At 70.5% G+C, this 18,852-nt stretch carries 19 protein-coding genes and 4 pseudogenes; 9 read left to right on the top strand and 14 right to left on the bottom strand.

From position 1 onward, the window contains the following. Positions 1–287: 287 nt before the first annotated feature. Complete coding sequence (locus ACFC1F_RS28125; protein WP_209412189.1) at positions 288–1,067, bottom strand: alpha/beta fold hydrolase; 780 nt, start codon at positions 1,065–1,067, stop codon at positions 288–290. Between the two features lie 33 nt (positions 1,068–1,100). Beyond that, on the bottom strand, positions 1,101–1,508 hold the full coding sequence (locus tag ACFC1F_RS28130) for a hypothetical protein (protein WP_376162414.1): 408 nt from the start codon (positions 1,506–1,508) through the stop codon (positions 1,101–1,103). A gap of 262 nt (positions 1,509–1,770) precedes the next feature. On the opposite strand from ACFC1F_RS28130, the gene ACFC1F_RS28135 reads away from it, so the two are divergent. Beyond that, complete coding sequence (locus ACFC1F_RS28135) at positions 1,771–2,487, top strand: helix-turn-helix domain-containing protein (protein WP_376162416.1); 717 nt, start codon at positions 1,771–1,773, stop codon at positions 2,485–2,487. Positions 2,488–3,123: 636 nt separating this feature from the next. Here the strand turns inward: ACFC1F_RS28135 and ACFC1F_RS28140 are convergent. Next, positions 3,124–3,591 (bottom strand): nuclear transport factor 2 family protein, encoded by a 468-nt coding sequence (locus tag ACFC1F_RS28140; protein ID WP_376162418.1) that lies wholly within the window; start codon positions 3,589–3,591, stop codon positions 3,124–3,126. Positions 3,592–3,683: 92 nt separating this feature from the next. On the opposite strand from ACFC1F_RS28140, the gene ACFC1F_RS28145 reads away from it, so the two are divergent. Then, positions 3,684–4,058: a hypothetical protein gene (locus ACFC1F_RS28145; protein WP_376162420.1), complete on the top strand. Its 375-nt coding sequence runs from the start codon at positions 3,684–3,686 to the stop codon at positions 4,056–4,058. A 3-nt stretch (positions 4,059–4,061) separates the two neighbouring features. Here the strand turns inward: ACFC1F_RS28145 and ACFC1F_RS28150 are convergent, their stop codons facing one another. Beyond that, complete coding sequence (locus ACFC1F_RS28150; RefSeq protein ID WP_376162422.1) at positions 4,062–4,682, bottom strand: hypothetical protein; 621 nt, start codon at positions 4,680–4,682, stop codon at positions 4,062–4,064. 255 nt (positions 4,683–4,937) lie between these two features. Between ACFC1F_RS28150 and ACFC1F_RS28155 the strand changes: the two are divergent. Then, a pseudogene (locus ACFC1F_RS28155) lies at positions 4,938–5,495 on the top strand (hypothetical protein); the annotation flags it as partial. A gap of 424 nt (positions 5,496–5,919) precedes the next feature. Here ACFC1F_RS28155 and ACFC1F_RS28160 read toward each other — a convergent pair. From ACFC1F_RS28160 to ACFC1F_RS28180, 5 genes are all read right to left on the bottom strand, one after another. Then, positions 5,920–6,843 carry a VOC family protein gene (locus tag ACFC1F_RS28160; protein WP_376162424.1) on the bottom strand — a complete coding sequence of 308 codons (924 nt, stop codon included), beginning with the start codon at positions 6,841–6,843 and terminating at the stop codon, positions 5,920–5,922. Between the two features lie 601 nt (positions 6,844–7,444). Continuing rightward, a complete protein-coding gene (locus ACFC1F_RS28165; protein WP_209412195.1) occupies positions 7,445–8,434 on the bottom strand; it encodes an aldo/keto reductase in 990 nt (329 codons plus the stop codon). A 616-nt stretch (positions 8,435–9,050) separates the two neighbouring features. Then, on the bottom strand, positions 9,051–9,422 hold the full coding sequence (locus ACFC1F_RS28170) for a nuclear transport factor 2 family protein (protein WP_209412197.1): 372 nt from the start codon (positions 9,420–9,422) through the stop codon (positions 9,051–9,053). A gap of 222 nt (positions 9,423–9,644) precedes the next feature. Continuing rightward, complete coding sequence (locus ACFC1F_RS28175; protein ID WP_376162426.1) at positions 9,645–9,959, bottom strand: alcohol dehydrogenase catalytic domain-containing protein; 315 nt, start codon at positions 9,957–9,959, stop codon at positions 9,645–9,647. A 65-nt stretch (positions 9,960–10,024) separates the two neighbouring features. Continuing rightward, complete coding sequence (locus ACFC1F_RS28180) at positions 10,025–10,453, bottom strand: nitroreductase family deazaflavin-dependent oxidoreductase (protein ID WP_376162428.1); 429 nt, start codon at positions 10,451–10,453, stop codon at positions 10,025–10,027. Positions 10,454–10,982: 529 nt separating this feature from the next. Here ACFC1F_RS28180 and ACFC1F_RS28185 point away from each other — a divergent pair. Then, positions 10,983–11,510, top strand: coding sequence for a YceI family protein (locus ACFC1F_RS28185; RefSeq protein ID WP_376162430.1), 528 nt, complete (start codon positions 10,983–10,985; stop codon positions 11,508–11,510). A 110-nt stretch (positions 11,511–11,620) separates the two neighbouring features. Here the strand turns inward: ACFC1F_RS28185 and ACFC1F_RS28190 are convergent, their stop codons facing one another. Then, positions 11,621–11,935, bottom strand: a complete 315-nt coding sequence (locus tag ACFC1F_RS28190; RefSeq protein WP_376162432.1) for an SDR family NAD(P)-dependent oxidoreductase — start codon at positions 11,933–11,935, stop codon at positions 11,621–11,623. A 219-nt stretch (positions 11,936–12,154) separates the two neighbouring features. On the opposite strand from ACFC1F_RS28190, the gene ACFC1F_RS28195 reads away from it, so the two are divergent. After that, a complete protein-coding gene (locus ACFC1F_RS28195; RefSeq protein ID WP_376162443.1) occupies positions 12,155–12,850 on the top strand; it encodes an AAA family ATPase in 696 nt (231 codons plus the stop codon). On the opposite strand, the pseudogene ACFC1F_RS28200 reads toward ACFC1F_RS28195, so the two are convergent. Further along, positions 12,743–13,000, bottom strand: a pseudogene (locus ACFC1F_RS28200) (hypothetical protein); the annotation flags it as partial. The gene ACFC1F_RS28195 and the pseudogene ACFC1F_RS28200 overlap by 108 nt on opposite strands. Between ACFC1F_RS28200 and ACFC1F_RS28205 the strand changes: the two are divergent. Then, positions 12,884–13,369, top strand: a complete 486-nt coding sequence (locus tag ACFC1F_RS28205) for a DegT/DnrJ/EryC1/StrS family aminotransferase (RefSeq protein ID WP_376162445.1) — start codon at positions 12,884–12,886, stop codon at positions 13,367–13,369. The pseudogene ACFC1F_RS28200 and the gene ACFC1F_RS28205 overlap by 117 nt on opposite strands. Further along, positions 13,366–13,821: a low molecular weight phosphotyrosine protein phosphatase gene (locus ACFC1F_RS28210; RefSeq protein WP_376162433.1), complete on the top strand. Its 456-nt coding sequence runs from the start codon at positions 13,366–13,368 to the stop codon at positions 13,819–13,821. Before ACFC1F_RS28205 ends, ACFC1F_RS28210 begins: the two co-directional genes overlap by 4 nt. Before the next feature lie 61 nt (positions 13,822–13,882). Here the strand turns inward: ACFC1F_RS28210 and ACFC1F_RS28215 are convergent. Both ACFC1F_RS28215 and ACFC1F_RS28220 read right to left on the bottom strand, forming a co-directional pair. After that, positions 13,883–14,713, bottom strand: a pseudogene (locus ACFC1F_RS28215) (glycosyltransferase); the annotation flags it as partial. A gap of 84 nt (positions 14,714–14,797) precedes the next feature. Next, positions 14,798–15,925 carry a hypothetical protein gene (locus ACFC1F_RS28220; protein WP_376162435.1) on the bottom strand — a complete coding sequence of 376 codons (1,128 nt, stop codon included), beginning with the start codon at positions 15,923–15,925 and terminating at the stop codon, positions 14,798–14,800. A 401-nt stretch (positions 15,926–16,326) separates the two neighbouring features. Here ACFC1F_RS28220 and ACFC1F_RS28225 point away from each other — a divergent pair, with 401 nt between their 5' ends. Both ACFC1F_RS28225 and ACFC1F_RS28230 read left to right on the top strand, forming a co-directional pair. Continuing rightward, complete coding sequence (locus tag ACFC1F_RS28225) at positions 16,327–17,559, top strand: hypothetical protein (protein WP_376162437.1); 1,233 nt, start codon at positions 16,327–16,329, stop codon at positions 17,557–17,559. 308 nt (positions 17,560–17,867) lie between these two features. Then, entirely contained in the window at positions 17,868–18,389 is a 522-nt protein-coding gene (locus tag ACFC1F_RS28230; protein WP_376162439.1) for an Imm21 family immunity protein, read from the top strand. Here the strand turns inward: ACFC1F_RS28230 and ACFC1F_RS28235 are convergent. Next, a pseudogene (locus tag ACFC1F_RS28235) lies at positions 18,355–18,671 on the bottom strand (hypothetical protein); the annotation flags it as partial. The gene ACFC1F_RS28230 and the pseudogene ACFC1F_RS28235 overlap by 35 nt on opposite strands. Between the last annotated feature and the right edge of the window lie 181 nt (positions 18,672–18,852).

Raw genomic sequence — 18,852 nt, forward strand, 5'->3', positions numbered from 1 at the left:
CGACGGAGCGTCAGTTGTGAAGGCTGGGGCTGCTCAGGGGAGTGGTTGACGGTCGCTCTCGCATCGCCCGTGAAAGCGGAGGCGTGGTCTCAGGGCGTACGGAGCGACGTCCGACCGATTGCACAGGGAGTGGAGACCCTGACGGGTGATGCTTGGGCAGAAGGCCGGTGGCGGGGTTGCTGCTGCGTACCGGCACGTACTCACTCATGCGTGTGGCCGGCACCGGGGGCGATCCGGTGGGCGAGATGGTCCGCGGCCCGCATGTGGAGCCTTGTGGCAGCTCGCGTTCAGCCGGCCACCTCGCGGATGGCATTGGCGACGGCGAGGAAGTCCTTCTTCAGGATCAGGTCGTGGTTGCTCGCGACCTTCGCGCTGATCTCGATGTGCGGGTTGCGCTCGGTCACCGCCTGCAGGACGGTCCGGATCCGCTCCTGCTCGTCGCCCTTGCTGCCCAGTGACGAGCCCGAAGCGACGACGTACCGCGCCGGGACCGCGATCGCGTCCAGCACCGGGCTCATCGCGCTCACCCGGGCGACCTTGCCGAGCTCGATGTTGCACTCCGCCATCTGCGCGGCGGTCATCCGGGGTGTCAGGCCGGTCGGGCGTGCCAGCGCCACCAGCGGGGACATCCGCCGGAACATCCTGCGGATCCGTTGCTCCATCGCGTCGTCCAGCCAGTCGTACGGCTGCGCGCCCTCCACCATGACCGCACCCAGTGCACGCTCCGGGTTCCGGCTGGCCCAGTACGCCGCGACGAACGCCCCGTAGGACCAGCCCGCCACCACCGCCCGCTCCACGCCCCGGGCCGCGAGCACGGCGTCGACATCCGTCACCATGGTCTCGAAGGAGTAGTCCGCCGAGCGCCCCGACTTCCTGCCGCGGGCCCGCATGTCGTAGGTGATGTGCCGCCAGCCCGTGCCCAGTTCGGCGATGGTGTGCCGCCAGTAGCCCTGGGTGGCGAACTGGCCGTTGAGGTAGATCACTGGGGTTCCGGAGCCGCCGGTGTCGGTGACGGCCAGGGCTGTGTCGTCCACCGGCACCATGCCAGTCCACTGCGTGTTCGTCATGGCTTCCTCCTGGCGATGTGGACCGACGTGCCGTCAGGCTGCGTCGAGAGCGGCAGTGATCTTGCGGATGATGTCGGTCAGGACGGGGCTGGGCTCGCCCTTGAGGACCCGGGTGGCCGACGCGACGGCGACCAGGACGGTGCTGCGGAAGTTGTCGGCCTCGGCCTGGTCCTGCTGCTTGAGCAGGCTCATCGCGGCCGTCAGGGCCGGCAGCACCCGGTCGGCGATCGTGGCCACGGACGAGCTGTCCAGCTTCGGGCCCTCCGATTCCTCGGCGAGCACGTGCCCGACCAGGCCGGTCGCGGACGACAGGGCGATGGAACCCGCGGTGGCCATCTTGTGCGGCTTGGTGGTGGCGCCGGCGGCGACCAGCAGCGCGATCGCGCCGTGCGCGGCGGTGCGGAGGGTCAGCTTGTCCTGCTCGGAGAGGGTGATGGACACGGAGGGGCGCTCCTTCGGGCGGGTGGTTCGTGACTGTTCGGCAATTGCTGAACATCTACGACCGTACATTGCGTTCATGGATTGGGCAACGCCAATGAAGTCGAAGAGCCCTTATGTAGCAAGGATTTAGTGCCTATGATTGCAATGACTGTGACGCTAAACGCAAGAGCCCGTCGGGGCTGGCATTGCAATGATCCTCGCGTCTTCGGATACTGTGCCGCAGAAGGAGCGGGAGCACCGGCACAGAAGGAGAAGAGCACCGATGCCCGGAGGCAGACTCACCGACGGGGACCGCCGGCAGATCGCTGCGGGGCTGGCCGAGGGGCTCGGGTACACGGAGATCGGCCGGCGCCTGGACCGTCCCGCCTCGACGATCATGCGCGAGGTCGCCCGCAATGGCGGACCGGAGGGCTACCGGGCGGACCTGGCGCAGGATGCCACCCGCCATCGCGCGCGCCGGCCCAAGCAGGCGCCGTCGCCCGCGCTACCGCCGGTCGCCACGGACGGCCGGGGCCGCGACCCGCAGGTGGTGCGGGAGGTCGCGGAGACCGTCACCACGCTGATCGAGCAGCAGGGTATGCCCACGATGACGGCGAAGGTGCTCGTCTGCCTGCTCGTCACCGATTCGGGCGCCCTCACCGCCGGCGACCTGGTCCAGCAACTGGGCGTCAGCCCGGCGTCCGTCTCGCACGCCGTCGCCTTCCTGGAGCAGCAGGGCCTTCTCCGGCGCGAGCGGGTCCCCGGCGAGCGCCGCGAGCGCTACGTCATCGACGGAGAGATCTGGCTCCGGTCCACCCTGGCGGCGGTACAGATGCACAGGGCCCTGGTGACCGAACTCCGCACCGCCGCCGAGGCCCTCGGCCCCGCCACCCCGGCCGGCACCCGCTTCGGGGACTCCGCCGAGTTCCTGACCCTGATGAGCGAGACCCTCCAACAGGTCGTCGATCAGTGGCAGCAGCGCCGGGCAGGAGTCGAATAGCCCCCACCGCACTCGCCGGTAGCCCCCCTGATCGCAGCCGTGAGCACCTCCCGCCGCTCCGCCGGCGTGCCGTCGACCGGGTGGTCGAAGGCGATCCGGTCCACCACTGGCACCTGCACCCGCGCCCGGGTGCCCGCGTCCGCCACCGAGGCGGTGTCGTCGGCCGGGGATACTCCGGGGACTGGACGAGGACGCCAGCATGGGTTGTCGTCGGAAGCTGGAAGCGAGAGGCAGGTGGACCCAACCCGGCTGACGGAAGCGGCGGTTCGCGATGCGATCAACAGGGCCGGTGAAAGGCTGCCGTCCTGTTGCGGGTGCCGGCGTCCGGAGCTCGTGGTCGCGGCTCCCGAGAGTGGCCTCTCGGGAGCCGCTCCATTCTTACGTCTGGCCTTCTGTAGCCAGGTTGAGTCGGACCGATAACCAGGTTGGCCTGTTCTCGATGCGCACGGCCGCCCCCAGCGTGTCTCCGGCGATCCTGGGTGTGGGTCGGCTGTGCCGCAGAACGGGAAGTCCGGGGGCCGGTGACGGGGCGCTCGGTAGGATTTCGAACGATTCCCCGGCTTCGGCGGGGGAGCCTTCGTCATTCATCCGCTGTCAACTCCCCGCCTGCGGCCGGTCCTCGAACGCCTCGCAGGCTCAGGGCGCGCAGGGGCGGGTCTCGGTCCAGTCGACCATCAGGCGGCGCACGGCGAAGTACCACTCGCCGTCCTGCTTGACGAATTCGTCGAGATAGCGGATGGACGCGACCATGATGGTGCGCTCGGCGTCCTCACCGAACGAGATGTGGTGGGCCAGGCAGTAGCTCTCGCCGCTCGCCCGGTCACCGTCGATCGACACGGTGCTCTGGCCGTTGAAGTGGGTGGTGGCCCGGTAGCTGTTCAGGTTGTCGAAGACCGGGGCGAGGGCCTCGCGTCCGTGCAGTTCCTGCGTCGGCTCCGCCGCGGTGGCGTCCATGTAGACCAGGAGGTGGCTGTCCTCGGTGAACAGCGCCATCTGGCCCTTGGCGTCGCGCCGGTCGGCGCAGTGCGCGTAGGCGTCGATCAGCTCACGGATGGCCAACCGGTCGGCGACTTCCTGGGGCGGGATCGAAGTGTGGGAGGACATGACGGCTCCCTCGTGAAGCTGTTTGACATCTGAATAAGAACACCGGTCGCGGGCCGCCTCAACCGGACGGAACGACCCGGGACGGCAGCACGATGACCAAGGGAACCGATCCGCGTGCCACCCGGATCACCGCTGCCCGGCAGCAGGCCGTCGTCGAGCTCGCCCCGCAGTGGCCCGTCTCCCAGGTCACCGTCGCCGAACTGGCCGAACGCGCCGGAACCACCCGGGCGACGTTCTACAACCGCTACAGCACCCCGCTCGCCCCGCGCATCGAGGCGCTCTACGCGGACCTGGAGACCGGCCACCGCCTGGAAGACCGGCGTCGTGCAGAAGGAGCGCCCGGCGCGAGCTGCTACGGCTGTCCGTGGTGGAGGTGGCTGATCACGTCGAGCGCTTCGCCGACGTCTACCGCCACGCGGCCGACTGCCGAGATTTCCAGGAGCGACCGGCACGGCGGCGGTCAGTGATGATCAAGCGACCAACTGGCGGCCCTGCTCGAAGAAGGCCAACACGCCGTCCACGCCGCCGAGCTCGCGGACCGTGGCCAGCGCGCCGAACGGCGCGTTCCAGTACGTCCCCTGCTGCGGGGTGTGCGGGCCGACGTAGGCGTACGGCTCAGCCTGGAAGCCGTCGCCCGGGGAGACCCCGTAGTTGACCGCGGCCACGGTCACGCCGATGTCGAAGTGTTCGGGCCAGATAACCGGATCCGCCCCGGGAAACATCCGGCGAAGTGCGGCATCGCCGACTGCGAAACCATGCGCGATCCAGTGCGCCGGCTGCGGATCGGCTTCGATCACGTCCTCGGGGCCGACACCGGATCCGCCCTGGTAGAGCCCCGCGGGTGCACCGACCATGACCCCGATCGCAGCCGCCAGTGCGGCGCACGTGGTCCGCTCCAGGAAGAGGCGCTGCCCGGGCGCCACCAGATCCGCGCCGACGACCTGCACGTTCGGCTCGGCCCGGGTGGCGAAGCCGCCGAGGGAGGCGCGCAGCCTGATCGTGCCACTGGTTCGGAACTGTGGTCCGGCCAGGACCAGCTCCGCGACCGCGTGCAGGGCGCGGCGGGTGCGTACAAGCGATTCGATGTCCATGACGGCATGCTCTCCCACCGTGGCGCCCGGCTCCCGTACCCGGCGCGTTCCCCACCGCTCACGCGCCGAATCACACGCCGAACGCCTTCGGTGCGGCCCCGGAGCGGCAGACCCCGATCTCCAGTGGCACCGCCTGCCGCGCGGGTCGTGGACGGCAGGGACGCAGGTGGCGTGGTCATCCAGGCCGTCGACACCGTGCACGTGGCGTTGCACCGCCGTTCCTGGTGAGCCCCGACCCCCCCAAGAGGAGTGCTGATGTCCGTCGTTCTCGACACCGAAGGACTGCCCGCCAAGGAGCGCGCCGAGTACTGGCACGAGGCCGTCTCCCGTACCTTCATCCCGCTCGACGTGGCCGTGTTCGAAGACGCGCCCGCCCCCGCGACGATCATCAGTCATCGTCTTGGAGCTCTCCAGATCTCGCGGGTCCAGGCGGGTCCCCAGTGGGTCGAGCGCAGCGCGGGACTGATCTCCCGCGGCGGCGAGGACCACCTCACGCTGGCGCTCCAGTACCGTGGCACCGCCCGCCTGGCCCAGGACGGCAATCGGGTGGTGCTGCGCCCGGGTACCTTCGCGGTCTCCGACGCCGGGCGGCCGTTCGCGAAGGAGCTGCCGGAGCCCTTCGTCTTCACGGCCTTCCACTGGCCGCGCTCGGCCGTTGGCGTGTCGGAGGAGGACCTGCGGACGCTCACCGCGACCGTCTTCGACGCCGGCACCGGCACGGCCCGCCTGGTGGCCGCCTACCTGGGGCACCTCTCCGTGTCGGCCGAGTCGCTGGAGCCCCAGGTGGCCTCCTGGCTCGCCACCACGGCGCTCGACCTGCTCGCGGTGCTCGCACACGAACGCCGCGGCCGGTCCGTCCCTGAGGCGCCCGAGGCGGCGCTGGCCATCCTGGCCCGGGTGAAGGAGCACAGCCTCCGCCACCTGGGCGACCCGGACCTCACGCCGGAACGGATCGCGGCCGCCCAACACGTGTCCGTGCGGTACCTGCACAAGCTCTTCCGCTTCGAGGGCGTGACGGTGGCCCGCTGGATCCAGCGCCGGCGGCTGGAAACGTGCCGTCGTGCTGCGTCCGGACGGGCCTCATCCCGGGGAGCGCGCCGCTGCCGGTGGTGGAACCGGTCCGGGCCGTTCTCCCGCCCGGGTACGACGTCGCGGTGTGACGGCCGAGGTGGCAGGTGGGGCCCGGGCCCCGGGCGGCGGTGCCGAACCCGACGGCCCGGGCCTCCTGGTCCGCCGGTCACCGGTCGGTGTGCAGCTCCGCGACGTAGCCGCCCGGGAACCGCACCATTGCGCTGTCCCGACCGTCTGCCCGGACCGGCCCCCACAGTACCGACGCGCCCGCGGCCTTCGCCCGTTCGAGGGTGGCGCCGAGGTCCGCCGCGCCGTAGCCGGTGAGCTCCCGGCCGAACGGGTAGGGGAGGTGGCCGTCCGTCACGGCGACCGTGGTGGCGCCGAAGCCGGAGGTGAGACGCAGCAGCCGGTAGACGGTTCCGGGCAGTCCGATCGCGGCACCGTCGGCCCGGCGGTCGTCGGAGACGATCCGGCCGCCGGTGAAGGCGAGGTAGCTGCGCAGGAAGGCGCCGACCGCGTCCGGTGACAGGTAGAGCCGGTTCTCCGGCACGCTGGCCAGGTCGGGGTAGGACGGCGGCGTGGTGTGCACGTAGAGCTGGGCGCTGATGCCGCCGGGGAACTGGACGACGGCGTCCCGGCCGATCGGGTCGGCGAACGGTGCCACGGTCACGGCCGCGCCGTCGGTCCGGGCGGCGCGGACCGCCTGGTCGAGGTCGGTGACCAGCCAGCCGGTGCGCTCGCTGCCGAACGGGTACGGGACGGGCGTGGTGTAGTCGAACACTGACAGTGTGCCGACCGGGGAGAGCACCAGCTCCGACAGCGTCCGGCTGGGCGTGGGCGTCACCTGGGTGGCGTTCGGCCCGATCGTCCTCCCGCCGAATGTGGCCACCCAACTGGCCACGAAGGCCTGCTCGGTGCCGGGTTCCACGTACACGTGGGTGGAGTCGTACTGCGGGCCGACGGCGAGCTGCCGGTGCGAGGCGGACGGCGCGGCCTGGGTGTCCTGGGCCACCGAGGTGGTGGGGGTCGCAGCCAGCGCGGCGATCGCCGCCACCAGTGGGACCAGCCGTCGGGTGAGGCTTCGTTTCATGGGATGACCTCCCGGTCGTGGTGCTCGCCCGGCGTCCCGGGAGGGAATGCGCGGGCGCGTGGTTGTGGTCGGCGTCGCTCAGGTCGGCGTTGCTCAGGTCGTCGTCGCGCCCCGGAGCGGACCGCTTCCCGGTGCGGGTGGCGGGGTGCGGCGTCCGAGCGATCAGGAACAACGGCCAAAGACCGTCGAAGTCCTGACGGAACGTTAGATCGGAGGCCGATGTCGGACTTGGTCGACAGCGCACCGGATCCGGCCCGGGAGTGCACCGATAGGTCGGAGCGGCGGCCGTGCGCGAGGTTCGCGGCGTCGGAACGGGAAGGTGCCCGGCTGCCGGGCAGCCGGGCACCTTCCCGTTCGTTCAGGGGGCGTTCAGGGGGCGTTCAGGGGGTCGCGACGCGCGTCCTGCCGCGTGGCCTGCCGTGGTCAGGTTCCCCGGACCGTCGGCCCAGCAGTTGCGGCGGGGCACCGGAGCAGGTCCCGGCCGGTTCACACCGTCCGCCGGCCGGGACGTCTCGGGGTGGGCGCATCTCCTCGTTCTGCACGGTCCGGCGCGGGCCCGTCTGCTGCGGTGGCTGCCACCCGGCCGGTCAGCGGCCGTCGTTCAGCGGTTCACCGCCCGCATCCCGTCCTCGTCGTAGCGCTCGCCCTCCACCGCGGGCAACTCGGCCTCGATGCGGGCCAGGTCCTCGTCGGTCAGCTCGACGTCGACCGCGCCCGCGTTCTGCTCCAGATAGGTGCGGCGCTTGGTGCCCGGGATCGGCACGAGGTCCTCGCCGCGGGCCAGTACCCAGGCGATGGCGAGCTGGGCCGGGGTGACGTGCTTCTCCGCGGCGATCTGCTTCACCTTCTCCGCGAGCCGGAGGTTGGCCGCCAGGTTGGCCTCGGTGAAGCGCGGGTTGGTGCGGCGGAAGTCGTCCTTGTCGAGCTCGTCCGGGGAGCTGAAGCGGCCCGCGAGGAAGCCGCGGCCGAGCGGGGAGTACGGCACGAAGCCGATTCCGAGCTCCCGGCACGTGGGGAGCACCTCGGCTTCCACGTCCCGTGTCCAGAGCGAGTACTCGCTCTGGACGGCGGTGACCGGGTGGACGGCGTGGGCGCGGCGGATGGTCTCCGCACTCGCCTCGCTCAGCCCGATGCACCGCACCTTGCCCTCGGCGACCAGTTCGCCGAGCGCGCCGACGGTCTCCTCGATGGGCACGGTCGGGTCGACCCGGTGCTGGTAGTACAGATCGATGCGGTCGGTACGGAGCCGCGCGAGTGAACCGTGGACGGAACTGCGGACGTGCTCGGCCGAGCCGTCCTGGCGCCCCACCGTCGACATGTCGCCCGGAACCGCGCCGTCCATGCGGTAGTTGAACTTCGTGGCGATCACGTACTCGTCACGGTGTCCCCGGACGGCCTCGCCGACCAGGGACTCGTTGGTGAGCGGTCCGTAGACCTGCGCCGTGTCGAGGAAGGTGATGCCGAGGTCCAGCGCGCGCCGGATGGTCGCGATGCCCTCGTCCTGGTCGGCCGTGCCGTAGAAGGCGGACATCCCCATGCAGCCGAGGCCGATGGCCGACACCTGGAGGTCCCGCAGACTGCGCTGTTTCATGTGTCGTGCCAGTCCTTCGTCTCGTTCTTCCCTTGCCCTGGGCGTTCCGGAGCCCGGTCCGGGCGACCGCCCGGGGGCCTCGTCTCCTCGGAGAGGACCCTACGGCGCCGGGGTCTTCCGGAGGCGGACCGGCACGGCCGGATGCCGGGCGCCCGTGCGGGGGTCTTTGCACCACCGGCGGGCGGGCGGGCATGCGGCCCGGACCGGACCGGGAGTCCCGCACCGCCAGGGGAGGGCGGGAGTGGTGGGTGTCGGTACGCCTCCATCGCGTCGAGCAGCCAGTCCCCGAGTGGGCGAACGACCCGCGGACCAGGAGCCGGTACGACGGCGCCTCGTCGAGTTGGTGCAGCACCACGTTGACGTTGGACACCGCCGTCCGGGCGCAGCGGCCCGGCGCGAAGGCGCGCCGGTCCCGCCGATCCGGTCCCGGCAGCCTCGAACCAGGGCGAGGGCGAAGGTCCGGCCGAGCGGACCAGGGCGAGGGCGAAGGTCCGGCCGAGCGGATCAGGGCCTGGGTCGGGAATCCGTCCGTGACCAAGGAGGACCTCGTCGCCGCGCCCGTGGCGTGCGCACCCGCCTGGTAGGCGGTCGCCGCCCGGCGCTCCGACCCGCCGGGCTAGGAAGGCTGGTGGACCTCGGTGACGAAGGTGTAGAGCTCGACGATGACGCCGTCCTTGCAGTGGGCGATGTCCATTCCGGTCACGACGGGTGCTTGGCCGGCGGGACCGTACCGGAAGCCGAGATGGCCGAGGTCGTCGTTGACCGAGACGGGGCCGTCCGGCTGGAAGGTCCAGTCCGGGGTCTGCGCCCGCAACTCGGCGGCGCGGTGCGCCAGCGCCTCGCGCCCTCGGATGACGCGGTCGGGCTCGTGCCACACGACGCCCTCGGCGTAGGTCTCGGCGATGGCGGTGGCGCGGCGGTCGGGGTCCGGTTCGTTGAAGACATCGAGGAGGTTGCGGCGCATCAGGTCGGCGACGGTGCTGTCCATGGCTGGTCCTTCGGATCGTGCCGGGGATTCGGCGGGCGCGTTCAGCTCGGGCGGGCCGGTGCAGGCGGCGGGAAGTGCCTTGCGAGTTGGGTTCGGGTTGCCTCGTCGAGCTGCACGGCTGCGGTGGCGAGGTTCTCGGCGAAGTGGGCGCGGGTGCGGGTGCCGGGGGATGAGCAGGATGTTGGGGGCGATATGGAGGAGTGGTGGGCTCGGGCATGGTCCCTATACCAGGACCAGCTCGGCCTGGGAGGCCCGCTTGTTGCTGAATCCGATCACCTCGTCACCGGGCCGGAATCCGCTGACCCCGGCGCCGACCTCCTCGATGACTCCGGCGAGGTCGCTGCCCTGCCCGGACGGGAACGTCGACGGGAACATGTCCGCTACCGCCCCCGTGCGGATGACCGCCTCACCGGGGTTGATGCCGGCAGCCTTCACCCGTACGAGGACCTGCCCGTCTCCGGGTAGCGGGCGCTCCACCTCGTCGACTCGCAACACGTCGATGCCGCCGAACTCGTCGTACCTGACCGCCTTTGGCATGATCTCTCTCCTTCGACCCGATGGGGTCCTTGCCCAGGTGAACGGGCGGGGTGAGAGGGCGTGGGCTACGCCCGTCGAAGTTCGAGCACAGGGATGGTGCGCACGCCAGCCGTCTGGCGTGCGTAATCGGCAAAGCCGTGGTAGCGCCGTGCTTGCTCGGCGTAGACGCGGTCGCGTTCGGCGCCGGTCAATTCGCGGACGGTCACCTGGTACGTCTCGGTCCCGCGTTCGATGCTGCCGACACCGGCGGCGATCAAGTTGCGGTACCAGTCGGGGTTGGTGGGTGCCCCACCCTTGGAGGCGAAGACGTAGATGATGTCCGGCTCTGTCTCGTGCGGGAGGTACATCATCGGGTTGACGTACTCCCGCCCGCTCCTGCGGCCGCGGTGATGCACCAGGACCAGCGGAGCGCCCTCGAAGACCCCGCCGACCCTGCCCTCGTTCGCTCGGAACTCCGCGATGGTCTTCGCGTTCCAGTCGAGCGCTTCGCTCATGTCGAACTCCTGTCTGGGAGGTGTGCCACTGTGAGCCTTCCCACCAGCCAGGTGAGGAGGCATCACCGGATAGAGGTGATTCGCACGGTCGGGGGCGTCGCACCGCGAACTCCGACAGGCTCTGCCCGACCTCGGGCAGGTGGCTGGAGACCGGCAGCCGCAACGCCGCGCCGTCCTCGGAGAGCCCAGGACCGTCGGCGCCATCGGGCAGGCCCGCCGGCTCCTTCCGGTGCGTCGAGGCGCTCACCGACGCCCGACGCCCGGAGAGGACCTGGCCGCCCTTCGTCGCAGCGGACGAGGAAATCATCAGGTTCCGGGGATGGGCGCTCACCTGTCCGGCGGTGATCCTGGGGGCGATCGGGAGGACGGGCACCTTGTCGGGGAATGGCTCACCAGTGCGGAGATCTTCGTGCCTTCACTGAGCCCGAGGCCGACGGCGCGGCGCTGCTGCCGGACTGTTCCCCGTGCCACCGCCCCCATACCACCGACAACGCCAGAGCCTGCAGTGCAAGTAAATGAGGAGGGCATCATGACCATTGCAACGCCGAAGCCGGGACAGTACGCCATCGACGTCCCCCGTTCCGGGATCACCTTCACCACCAAGCACATGTTCGGGCTGGGCACCGTCCGCGGCAGCTTCCGGCTGCGCAGCGGCACCGTCCTCCTCGCCGAGCCGCCCACCGGAAGCCGCGTGCACGCCGTCGCCGACGCCGCCAGCTTCGTTACCGGCAACAAGAACCGCGACCGCCAGGTGCTCTCCAAGGCGCTGCTCGACACCGCCACCTACCCCGACATCGTCTTCACCTCCACCAGGGCCGAACTGGACGAGGCCGGCGCCTGGGCTCTCCAGGGGCAGCTGACCGCCCACGGCGTCCCCGCGCCCGTCACCTTCACCGTGGCGAAGGCCGAGATCGACGGCGACGAGATCGCCGTGGAGGCCACGGCGACCGTCGATCGCTACGCCCACGGCGTCACCAGGCTCAAGGGCCTGGCCGGGCGCCGCCTCCAGATGACCGCGACCATCCGCGCCCGACTCATCGGCGGTGGCTCTGCCTAGCGGGCCGCCGCACAAGGAGTGATCGTCGTGACCGCGGAGGCACTCGCGGGAGGCACTCGCGTCGGAGATCGAGCGCCCGCCGGTGCCGGCCGCATCCGTCACCGAATCCGTCACCAGACCTTCATGCCGCCGTCGACGACCAGGTCGATGCCGGTCACGTAGGAGCTCTCGCCGGATGCGAGGAACAGCGCGACGTTGGCCACGTCCTCGGGCCGGCCGAACCGGCCGAACCGGCCGAGCAACGTCCGCTCGACCAACCGACGTGCGAACTCGCCGTCCACCAGTTGCCCTTGGGTGGCGTTGCTCTCGATCAGGCCGGGCGAGATCGGGGTGACGCGGATTCCGTGCCTGCTGCCCTCCATCGCGAGCCGGCGCGTCATGCCGATGATCGCGGCGATGCCGGACCTCGCTGACGACGAGGCCATGGTGGCCGTCGTCCGCGGGGCGACCTGTTCGCCGACGAGGTCGCGGCGTTCGTGGCCGAGAGCCTCCCGCTCGTGGCGACCGCAACGCCTCCTCGACCGGGGACGGCCGCGGTGGCAGGCTCTCCGGATGTGACGGAGACCGGTTCGAGCCCTGACGGCGTGGACGCCCGCTCTGACTGCGGTCAGTACCTCGGCTCCGGGGACCGGGCCGCGCGCCGGGTGTTCGAAGGACACGGACCGCTGGTCGGCCGCGACACCGATCTGGACCGGACCGGCGTCTTCCTGGAGGGCGGCGCGGGGCCCGGCGGTCTGCTGCTGCTCCTGGGGGAACCGGGCGTCGGGAAGACGGCACTGCTGGCCGCCGCCGCAGCCCGGGCCGAGGAGCGCGGCATGCAGGTGGTCGCGACCGCCGGTGCGGAGTACAAGGCGCGCCTGAGCTACAGCGGTCTCAGACAGTTCCTCGACGCGGCGGCGGCGTTGCATCCTGCGCTCCACCCGGGCGAGGCCCTCGCGGTCGCCCTCGGACGACAGGACGGTCCGGTACCCGAACACGGGGCGGTAGCCGATGCGGTGCTGTCGGTGGTCCGACAACTCGCCGACCGTCGGCGGACGTTACTGGCCGTGGACGACGTGCAGTGGCTGGACCCGGCCAGCGCCGTCGTGCTGGGCGAGGTCGCGCGGCGGCTCGTCGTCGGCGGGGCCCGCATGCTCTGCGCGGCCAGACCGGGGGAGGAGGGCTTCTTCGACTGCAGCGGTCTTCCCGTCCGTGCGCGGGGACAGGAAGAGCCGCTCGGCGATTTCCTTGTTGGTCAGACCCGCCGCGGCCAGGTTCGCGATCTCCCGCTGCTGCTGCGGCGTCAGCACGGCGGCCTCGGGCGGCCGCTCGGTGCGCGCGGAGCCGCCGCAGGCGCGTAGTTCCTGGTTCTGCGCGAACTGCGCCTGCTCGGCATCACCGCGAGCGCCGACCAGTGGGCCGCCTCCACCACCTATCAGGTCACCAGCGCCGGGTTCCGCTACCCGATGTCCGCGCTCAACGCGGCGATCGGCACCGTCCAGCTCGCCCACTTCGCCACCGCTGAGACCGCCCGCCGACACCTGTGGCGCACCTACCGCACTGCACTCGCCGACCTGCCGGTCACCCTGATCGACGTCGACGTCGACCACTCCGTCCCCCACCTGTGCGCGATCACCGTTGCCCGCCGCGACCAGGTCTGGCGCCACATGCACGAGCGCGGCATCGGCGTCGGCGTGCACTACCCGCCCAACCACACCCAACCGGCGTTCGCGCCCTGGCACCGGCCCCTGCCCGCCACCGAACGCCTCGGGGAGCAGATCATGACGCTCCCCTTCCACCAGCACCTCACCGACGACGACATCCACCACGTCACCACCGCCCTCCAGCAGGCCCTCACCAGCACCGGAGCCCACCGATGACCAACCCCACCCCCGACACCCCCGTCCGCGCCCGCCGCATTCTGACGGTGTGCCTCGGCAACTACTGCCGCAGCCCCCTCGCAGGCGCCGTCCTCGCCACCAAGGCCGGCCCCGCCCTCGACATCCGCACCGCCGGCCTCATCGACATGTGGGTCGGCAAGGCCGCCCACCCCGACATGATCACCGCCGCCGCCCACCTCGGCTACGACCTCACCGACCACCACCCCACCCAGGTCGACCGCGCCCTCATCACCTGGGCGGACCTCGTCCTGGCGATGGACCACTCCGTCCTCGACCAGCTGCGCCCCATTGCCGGTCCCCGCAACGAGCACAAGCTGCGTCTCTACCTCGCCGACGGCAGTGACGTCCCCGACCCCATGGGCAAGGGCCCCGAGGAGTTCGCCGCCAGCGCCGCCATCATCGAAGCCGGCGCCGCCCCCTACCTGCCCTGACACACCCCGCGGCCGGTCCGCCCCGACAAGGAAGCGGGCCGGCCGCACCACCCACCGGCCCTCAGCCGCCCGCGGCCACCGACAGCAGCAGGTCCACCAACCGTTCCGCCGCATCCGGGCGACCATACGAGCGGGCCCGCAGCGCCATGTCGGCACGCCGGGCCGGATCGGCCAGCAGCGGAGCCACCGCCTCACGCAGCGCGCCGCCCGTCGCCTCACCCACGAGCGCGAGTGCCGCCCCGCTGTCCTGCAGATGACGCGCGTTGTGCTCCTGCTCGTTGCCCGCCGACGTCCCCAACGGGATCAGCACCGACGCCTTCCCCAGCGCGGTCAGCTCCGCGACCGTCCCCGCGCCGGACCGCGACACCACCACGTCCGCCAGCGCCAGCACATCCGGCAGCTCCGCACCCAGGAACCCCGTCACCAGATACCGGCCCGCCAACTCGGCCGGCAGCGCCGCGGCCGCCTGCCGCAACCCCGCCTCATGACTCGGACCGCACTGATGAACCACATTCGCCTGGGACAACAGCCACGGCAGCACCTCCCGCAGCAGGTCGTTGATCTGCTGCGCCCCCTGGGCGCCGCCGGTCACGTACACGGTGGGCCGGGTCCGGTCGAACGACCACAGGCCCAGTGCCTCGATCGCCTTCGACGCATGTCCGGTCAGGACCTCGGGCCGGACCGGGTTGCCGGTCACCACCGCCGCCGGACGCACCCCGTCGGCCAGCAGCGCGAGCGTCGACTCCGACGACACCGCGATGCGCGTCGCCCGCCGCGCCAGCGTCCTGTTCGCCAGCCCCAGGCGCACTGTCTGCTCGTGGATGACCAGCGGGCAGCCGCGCATCTTCGCCGCCACGCCCACCGGAACCGCGACGTAGCCGCCGGTCGCCAGCTGGCCGGCCGGAACGGACAGGACATGGGCGAGAAGGAAGGGCCGGCCGTCGAGCCGGTCGATGAGCGGTTGGTGGGCGAGGGCCTACGCGTCGATGATGACCTCGAACGCCTCGCCCTGCATGATGCGGTCGGACGTCACAGCCCTCCCGAACTCGGAACCTGCAGCGGAGTTGTCCCTTTCGTCGACATGGGCCCGGATACAGGGCGCGTTGGGAGGGGTGCCCCGGTCGACAGTCACGTTCGCCACGTCCCACACCCCGCCGACCTCGCGCGGGGTGATGTCGATGCACAGTTCACCCTCGTTGCCGCCCTGCATCGACTTGGCGAACGGGTACTCGTCACACGAGTCGTTGGGGATGCCCGTGGCGCCCCGGGGGAACTTGTACGTCCCACGGTCACAGGTCAAGGCACGCCTGCCCTCGGCCTCCGGGTCAAACGGGTCGACATACCACCGGTTCAGCAGGTGCCCGGGGGTGCCGAACCTGCCGGTGAGGTTCTTCTGCGCCCACTCGTAGGCGACGGCCGCCCCCTTGTAGAGCGACCGGTGGAGTGTCACGTTGGCCGTGTGCCCGTCGACAATGCATCCGGGCGGCGATCCGTCCTTCGGTGAGACCTTGTCGTCACAGCGCACCTTGGGGCCGGGCCAGTCCAGGAACCTGTTCACCGGCCTCCCGCCGCCCCTGACGGTGATAATGGTCCCGTTCACGTGGTAGGAGGGCTGGACGATCGTGTCAAAGCCCTTGCCGACCGACGAGCTGTAGGAGAGGGTTCCGTCCTCCCTGCCCTGGCCGTTCTTCAGGAGCACGGGCGCGCCGCCCCAGGCCGGTGCCCCCGCCGTGCACTGGCCGCTGCACGTGGCGCTCAGAGCCATCGTCACAGCGGCGATATTGGGCGTCATGTCGGTGACTTGGATCACGATGTCCTCCTTCCACTGTGCATTGGGCAGGGAGTTCATGGCCGCTGCGGCGAAGACCAGGACATGGGCCTGGCCGTTCACCTTGTTGTCCTCGCCAAGGGTCACGTACTCGGCCAGGTACCGCGTGCAGTACGCCTTGCGGTTCGAGGGGATGGGGTCGAAGGGCTTATTCGGGTCGTCCTTGAGGCAGAGGTCCGCCCCCGGGTTAGCACTGGCCACCCGGGGGGCTGCGGCGGGCACGGCGGCGAGGGCGGAGGCGGTGGCCGGGCCCGTCTTGATGCAGGTCCAGGCCATGCCCTCGCGCCGGAGGCCGGGCCCGGTTTCCGTACAGTCGCCGTGGCCCTGGGGGACTGTACGGCTCGTGGGCGGTTGGGCGGCGGCCGGTTGGGCGCCCAGGGTGCACAGGGCTGCGGTGAGGGCGAGCGAGGCTACGGCCGCGAGCAGTCGCCTGACACGTATCAAAGGGTGGTCCCCCTGTTCGGTGGCGCACGGGTTCACCGAGGATCGAACCGGTCCGGCAGCGGTGTGCACAAGGGGAGGAATAGGCCCCTCCACGAACTTTTGTGGCCGGTTCCGGCCTCACGCCGTGCCCTCGAGGTCGCTACATTCATCCTTGATTTGACATATACACGACCAGGGGGGAATGGATAATGACGCGCCCCATACGACCCGTCAGCCGCACTGGCAGGTCGCTCATGGCGGTGACCGCTACGGTGGCCGCCTGGGCGGTCGCCGCCGTGGGCTTCGCCGCCTCACCGGCGGCTGCAGCACCCGCCACCACGACGGCGCCCCGGCTCGGCGACACCTGTACGGCGGCTGATCTCGGTACCCGCCACCCGATCATCAAGACGACCGAAGTCACCCCCACCATCACGCACTTCAAGGGCTGGTACGTCACCCAGGGCTCCACCGGCAGCCATACCGTCACCACCAGCACCCAGACCACCATCTCGGTGTCTGTCGGCCTCAACGGCACCGTTCAGGGAAGCTTCGCCGTCGAGGCCCTCGGCAGCGTCGGCGCGAGCCTGGGCCTGAACGTGCAGGTCAACTACTCCTCCACCAGCAGCGAGTCGAACTCCGTCTCCTGGAACTTCTTCGAGCCCGGCTACTACGGCCTCTACAAGGGCACCAAGAAGGTCACCGGCACCTACGGCAGCCTCAACTGCAACCGCACCGACCTGGGCGGTGGCACCTACGGCCTGAAGTGGACCGCGGGTCCCGACACCGGCAGCTACACCACCTACACCGCCCTCGAAGAAGGCGCGGTGCGCTGCGAGGACAAGGTCCCCGCCAACAGCATCATGGCCAAGGCGCAGGGCCTGTTGGACTGCGGCTCCCCCGCCGCCACCGCGGAGCACCCGGCAGGTCCCGTTCCCTCGGCCAAGGCTGACCAGGCCAAGCACGACGCCGACAACGCCGCAACAGCCGCCCAGAACATGAAGGCCGCCCAGGCCGCCAAGCCCGCCACGCGCGCCGCCCTGAACTGCCAACCCGGCGTCTACAGGATCGACGTCCCCGGCAAGGTCTTGAACTGGAGCGCACCGCTCCTGGCCAACGACGGCATCCGCCTGCGCCAATCCACCTTCTTCAGCGCCCACCTGGACAACTGGCGGCTGTGCAACGTGACGGAAAACAACGGGGTCCTTGAGGCGTCCCTGTGGAACTGGGGCAACGGCGGATGCGCGACCATCCCGGCGAGCATCGCCAACCAGGAGCAGGCCTACCTGACGACGGCCGTCTGCGGGGAGGACGACCTCCAGCGGTTCTACATCTATCGCGACGTACCCGGCAGCACGAAGATCGGTCTGCAGAACAAGTACACCGGCTCCATGATGGGCCACGACCGGTACGCGGACGGGGAACTCATCCGCCAGTACTCCAGCGGCCGGCAGGACGGAACGGGTACATACACCCTGACCGGAGTCTGACGGCCCCCACCCCGTGAGCGCGGCCCCGCACGTGAACCCCGGCCTCCCGGTTCCGTGCGGGGCCCTCCGCGTCTCTACCCGGAGCCCAGCCTCGGGGACCGATGCCCGTACGCGCTGTCGGCACGCTTCGCTGTCCGCGCGGCGCCGGGCTGCGGTGGCCTGCCGGCCTGGCCCGTCTCGCACTTGCCGATGAGCTCGTCGATCTGACGCGTTCCTGGCGCAGAAGCTCTACAGGTCTTCACGCGTTGAAAGACATCTCACTGGGTTAGGGAGTCAAGCTCGTCAGGCCTGGTGTGTAGGTTGCGCGCATGGCCATGTACGGAGAGCCGGGAGTGGTGACGTGGGTGGAGTCCCTGGGAGGGCCGCTCATCGTGGTCCCTGAAGCGGTGCTGGAGGCGTGGTCGGGATCCGCTGGGAACGACGACGGCACGCACGACGACTACGACGGAGCTTGTGCCGTGGAGGGCCACATCGGCCTGGTCCAGGTCGGTTCAGCCGAGGGTCTGGTCTTGGGGGATGAGCCGGCCTCGACGGCGTACCTGCCGGCGCAGAGCGTGTTCGTGCGCTGGTCGGCGGCGGAGTCCGAGGAGGCCATGCTCGGAAGCGTGGACGCGGCGATGCGTGCCGCATCGTGGGAGCCGGAGCTGCTCTGGCAGGTGCCGGGACCAGTTGTTCTATTCGATTCGGCTTGGACGGGTGAAGAGTGTCGCCAGGAGGATCACGTGCTAGTCGACCTGGAGGCCGGCCCCTACCTCGTTCGTGCGGCTTACGTCGAACCGGATCCACAAACCTGGCTCACGCTGGTTGAGTTGCGTCCCCTCCTCGGATGACGCGCCTTTGGGTATCTCCTCGTGCCAGGGTCAGGCGGCGTTCGATAGAGCCCGCACCGAGCCCACTCTGCTTGTCGAAGTGGACGCAATGGCGCAGGCAGTGATGGAGCTGGCCGAGCATGTGGTTGAGCAGATGTCGCTGGGCTTGGGCGTGCCAGTCGCCGTGCTCGCGCCTGCGCCGGTAGTGAGCGTCGGCGCCGGGTGAGGCGGTCAACGACGCGAACGCCAGAGGAAGCCCGCGGCGATGAGCCGGTTGTTCTTGACGAAGCGGCGTCCGACGAATGTCAATACTGGTGGATCAGTTGACCTCGGTCAGAGGTGAAGCGCGGCGAGACAGGGGGCACACCGATCTGCGCGAGCTGGTGAGGCGGTACAACACCTGAAAAGCTGCCTTGCATGGCCATAGCAAAAAAGGGAACGCGGGTTGTTGTCGTCGACGGGGAGCGTTATCGCTGGGTGGTCG

It is taken from the genome of Kitasatospora sp. NPDC056181, assembly GCF_042266225.1.
Classification (GTDB): Bacteria; Actinomycetota; Actinomycetes; order Streptomycetales; family Streptomycetaceae; genus Kitasatospora.